The following is a 4,819-nucleotide window of genomic DNA, read 5'->3' on the forward strand; positions in this document are numbered from 1 at the left end:
ATGAAGGTGAAGTTACAGCACAATCACCAGCTTCAGGATTAACATATTTACAAGTTTATGCTGTATATTCCGCTCAGTATGGTGGGTATGAATATTTTTATAATGACCCTAATTTACTTTCTACAAACCATGACCATGGCGGAAACCCATTATATATCATTACACTAGAAGTAGGCTATGGGGATAACAGAATTGCTAAAATGAACGGTAGTCCTTTGTCATCAGTTCATTCTGAAAAATATGACCCCAATGGTGATAATATAATTGATGGCTGGTATTATTGGTGGGATGCAACTGGTTATGAACATGGTAAGTTTACTTATGAAAATACATCAACTAATTACCCATGGAATATAATGTCTGATTGGATTTATATTAAATAAAACCTTACTTATAATCAAGAATCGAAGGATTAATCCTTCGATTCTTGATTATAAGTAAGTTCTTTCAAAGCATTAAGTATTTTTTGATGATTTTTAGCTCCTAATAAATTACCTACCCTTCTAGCACCTTCCAATTTAGCTTCAAATTCTTCAATCCAATTTCTTCTCCCATGACTATCTGCTTTAGTCCTAAAATAACTTGCATTAGGAATATCTTTGGTAAATTCCTTCCAATGGGGTGATTCTTCTGGATTAAAAATCATAATAAAATAAGTGGATTTAGAGATTTTGCCATTATCACATAGTGCTTTAGATATTTTACGAAATTCATCAAAAGTAGCATTAGTAATATCATATTTTTTAGATATTTCCTCTATAGTTGGAGAATCAGTTACTTTCTTATTCTCTGATTTAGATTCATTGATAATATTCTTTATATTAGTATTTTTATTTACTTTAGTATTATTAATTTTAGTATTTTGATAATAATTTACTTGAGAATTAACAGCACTTACTTGCATTTTATCTTCCTCCTTTTTAATATTTTTACAAATAACACTAGTTATATTATATAATTTTTGTATTAATAGTCAAATATTAATTATTGAATTGAATAAACAGATTTAACAAAAATTTTAACTTTATTACCCTTTATTTGCCTCCTCTTAGCATTAGCCTCCAAGCTATAATCATTCCTACCACAACCCGCAGTAATAATTACAGCTCTTCGGCAAGAAGATCTATTGGGGCAAAGAAGTATTTAATCTTATTTTCTCTTAATCATCAACTATAATTGCCAACTCCCTTATCTCCTTCTTAAACTGATCCTCTAAAGCTCCAATAATATAATCTCTTTTAACTGGTCTCATAGTTTCTGGCACAAATTTAGCCACTCTCTCATACTCCTGATTATACTGTTCCAGCTCTTCTGCTGATAATTTCTCATATTTTTCTACAGCCTTCTCTCTAGCCTTCTTCTTGATTTTCTCTTCCAGCTCTCTTTTCTTTCTCTCAGTCTCTGCTTTCTTCCTAGCCAACTCTTCTTCCTTGGCTTTTTTCTCCACCTCAGCACTAGAATAATGTCCCCCTTCACAGGATGCTTTTAAAAAGCCCATAAAATTATCAGGATTAAACTCCTTAGCATAGTCAATATCAGCCTTTACATATCTAAAACTATGTTCGGCTAATAAAGCCTCTATCTCCTTTTTATGAGCCTCTACTTGTTCCTCTTGGGGTAAGAGATTAAATAATTCTACAACTTCTGGAGAGTATTCTTGTTTTTCAATATTCTCTTTAAATCTTAATTCTTTTGGTGGATTTTTCTTCTTCTTAATAATAAACTTAATTGCAGTTACCTTTCTACCAGTTTTAAGCTCTTCAAAATCAATCTTTAGGTCAGTCTTTTCATTGATCTCTTCTTGAGCTTTCAATAATACTCTTCTTTTAAAATTATTATAGCGATTATAACTCTTTATATCTTCAATTTGTAATATTCTCTTCAGCTCTTTAATCGTAATTTCTCGTCTTTTTAACCTCTCATACTGTTTGCATAACTCATAGATTCTTATTGCATAAATACTACTCAAAGATATCAATTTTTTACATTCTAATTTAGTAAAATGATTACTTAGCTGTAAAAGATAAGGCTTTAACTTTTCAGCAAAGCTCAATTCTACTTTCCCCAGCTCATCATAATACTTTGCTGAGGATAGCCAAGATATCTGCAAGCAACCATCAGGTTCATTTATAGTTAACACCCTTGATAATAACTTTTCTGTAATCTCTTTAAGTTCAGAATAGTAGGCTTCTTTATTCAAATTTAAAGTATCTGCTAGTTCAGTTACACTAAAAATACACTGTTCAAATTTTGTATCATCTTTTTTAATTGCTGCTGCTAAAACTAAAATAAGTTTCTGTTCTTGTAAAGTTAATTTATAATTTGCTTCAATTAATTTATTATGTTTTACAATCAATTCTTTACTATTCATAATCCACCTCCTATTATCTGATAATAGTTTACCACAACAAATACTACTTCACAATAAAAAGTAGTATTTAACAAGATATTTGTCGTATTAAGCAAGATATTTGTAGCATTAGACAAGGTAAATGTAGTTTTAAACAAGATGTTTGTAGCATTACCAACTGCTAAAGCCTATAACCATAAGGGCTTGTCCCTATCAGAAAATTCTTTAAAACCTTTTAAAACTATATAAAACAACAACAACAGTATTTTTCCAGCTAAACAACTATTTTTAGAATATTATTCCCAAATATTTTACTTAGCTAAAGTTATTTTGCTGTTGTTAATAATCACAAAAAAATTCTAGCTCCACCCTTTCTTATTCCATTACGCACATACCCCAGATATTCTCTACCTTCTGAGAAAGATTAGCTATTCCATAAAGCTAAATTAAAAAGTGCTTAGTCTAAGCGAGTTATAATAGTTTTTCTAACAGATAATTATTATCCATATCTGTGATAATATGTTAAAATAAAATTAATGAAGAAGGGGAGGATTTTTATGAATCAATCATTTGGAGATTTATTTATCTCTTATTTTATTTCTTATTCTTTTATAATCTGTTTATTTCTAATGTTTTTCTATACTTTCAAGAACCCTGCTAAATCTTTCTGGTTAGGCAGAAGATGGATGTTCGATGAGCAAAATGAGCCTAGCAAAGCCATTATTAAACAATATAAGATAGTCTCTGTTATAGGTATGGTAATAACAGCGATAATTTTCATAATTATTACTGTGAAATTGTTTTGTAATTAAATAAAAATCAGAATAAAGGGGGGGCTTTAATGGTAATATTTATGCCAATATTATTTTTAATCTCTGGGGTTAACCTGCTTGTTAATAGAAATTATGTATATAATATGAATTTTGTTGCTAGAGTAATTTCATTTATTATTATTATACTTTATAATACGGAATTAAACTTAAAAGTTAATCCGCCTCTATTTAACTACTCTACACAAAAAGAACAAATCTTAATTTATTATATATATGCTTTTTTATTTTTAGGGATATGTTATTTGGTTGCTGATGTTAACTTTAAGATATTAAATAGAGGAAAAACAGTCAGAGAATATGTTTGGTTTAATCCCAACTTAGCAGGTGTTATAAAAGTAATTCTTCGAATATTAAAGCAAAATGATTACAAGTATAAAATAGTCAATAAAGATTCTTTGATAGAGATAACTACTGATCAAATAACCATACTTTTAAAAAAGAAGTTTAATTTTTCAATTGCATTCAAATATTTATATCCTAAAAAGAATATTGATAATGATCAAATTAATACCTTAATTGATGAAATTAATCAAGAAATATTAAATTTTAAAGATAAAAATTATTCGGCTGGTATTTTCTTTATAATTATCAGCTTAGTTTTATTCATCGCTTTTAGAATTTTATTAACAATCTATACATAATAAACTGCTTCTTTCTTCATCTTCTTACAACTTTATTTGATTCTATATGGCATACTAAGGTAATATTATAGCCTTTAGTTAATTCCACTTAGATTGACAAAGCTCAATAAAAGGGGGGTATTATGAAAAATAGGCAAAAAACTATACTGATAATTTTAATATATTTATTCTCTTTATCTATTTATATCGGAATGTCTTATCTTACACATATTAATATGATGGAACATAAGAGAATTTTTAATAAACTAAACATACCATCTAGAATAGATAGTTATAATCAGATATATCTAAGCCTTTATTTTGTGATTCTATCAACTTTCTTTATGATAAAATCATTAAAACTCTTTTCTATTCCTAAAATAATTGATATAGTTGTCTTCATAATTGCTTATACTTCTATAGGTATAGCTATTTATAAGTTTTATACTATCAATGAATTTATAGATATGTTATTAATCGCAAATGGATTAGTTCTTATGCTTAATTTCATACATAAAAGAAATATTTAATAAATAATAGTTTCATAGAAATTAAATAACTATTTTAGAAAGGATGTAATTTTTATATGAATTTTCTTTTAGATAATCCAAGTAAATACTTATACTTACTTATAATAGTATATTTCTTTTTCATTCCTAGGTTTTATGATATGGATAATACAGAAAAAAATAAATTCTTTAATATATTGAGCAAATCACAACTAATATCTGTATTTTTTTATTAATCATAGTATCTATAAATCTTGATAATCATTCAAATCTAATTAATTTATCGTATATATACTTTACAATAACTGTAAACACACTGGTTGCTATAATTGTTTTTTATTTAAAATTAGATGATATTATAAAGAATACTTTCGAGAAATATATTGGAAAAGAATTTGTTCATAAAATAATGGTTTGACTTTCCCCCTGTTTGTGAGACAGTAAGTTAAGGTATATAATATAATCATTCAAGGGGGAATAAAAATGACTGAATCTAAAAGAACATAT

Annotated in this window: 6 protein-coding genes; 4 read left to right on the top strand and 2 right to left on the bottom strand. The window is 27.1% G+C overall.

Features of this window, described 5'->3' with window-relative positions; genetic code table 11:
- On the top strand, positions 1 to 383 hold a 383-nt coding region (locus tag BX659_RS18380), incomplete at its 5' end, for a DUF4879 domain-containing protein (RefSeq protein WP_146129060.1).
- Positions 384 to 412: 29 nt separating this feature from the next.
- Here the strand turns inward: BX659_RS18380 and BX659_RS18385 are convergent.
- Positions 413 to 904, bottom strand: a complete 492-nt coding sequence (locus BX659_RS18385; RefSeq protein ID WP_097019679.1) for a hypothetical protein — start codon at positions 902 to 904, stop codon at positions 413 to 415.
- 255 nt (positions 905 to 1,159) lie between these two features.
- Positions 1,160 to 2,371: a replication initiation protein gene (locus tag BX659_RS18390; RefSeq protein WP_097019680.1), complete on the bottom strand. Its 1,212-nt coding sequence runs from the start codon at positions 2,369 to 2,371 to the stop codon at positions 1,160 to 1,162.
- A gap of 536 nt (positions 2,372 to 2,907) precedes the next feature.
- Between BX659_RS18390 and BX659_RS18395 the strand changes: the two genes are divergently transcribed.
- The 3 genes from BX659_RS18395 to BX659_RS18405 all read left to right on the top strand — a co-directional run bounded on the left by BX659_RS18395 (position 2,908) and on the right by BX659_RS18405 (position 4,333).
- Positions 2,908 to 3,162: a hypothetical protein gene (locus tag BX659_RS18395; protein WP_097019681.1), complete on the top strand. Its 255-nt coding sequence runs from the start codon at positions 2,908 to 2,910 to the stop codon at positions 3,160 to 3,162.
- Between the two features lie 29 nt (positions 3,163 to 3,191).
- Positions 3,192 to 3,824 carry a hypothetical protein gene (locus tag BX659_RS18400; protein WP_097019682.1) on the top strand — a complete coding sequence of 211 codons (633 nt, stop codon included), beginning with the start codon at positions 3,192 to 3,194 and terminating at the stop codon, positions 3,822 to 3,824.
- A gap of 122 nt (positions 3,825 to 3,946) precedes the next feature.
- Positions 3,947 to 4,333, top strand: a complete 387-nt coding sequence (locus BX659_RS18405; RefSeq protein ID WP_097019683.1) for a hypothetical protein — start codon at positions 3,947 to 3,949, stop codon at positions 4,331 to 4,333.
- Positions 4,334 to 4,819 lie beyond the last annotated feature (486 nt).

It is taken from the genome of Orenia metallireducens, assembly GCF_003001995.1.
Taxonomy (GTDB): Bacteria; Bacillota; Halanaerobiia; order Halobacteroidales; family Halobacteroidaceae; genus Orenia; species Orenia metallireducens_B.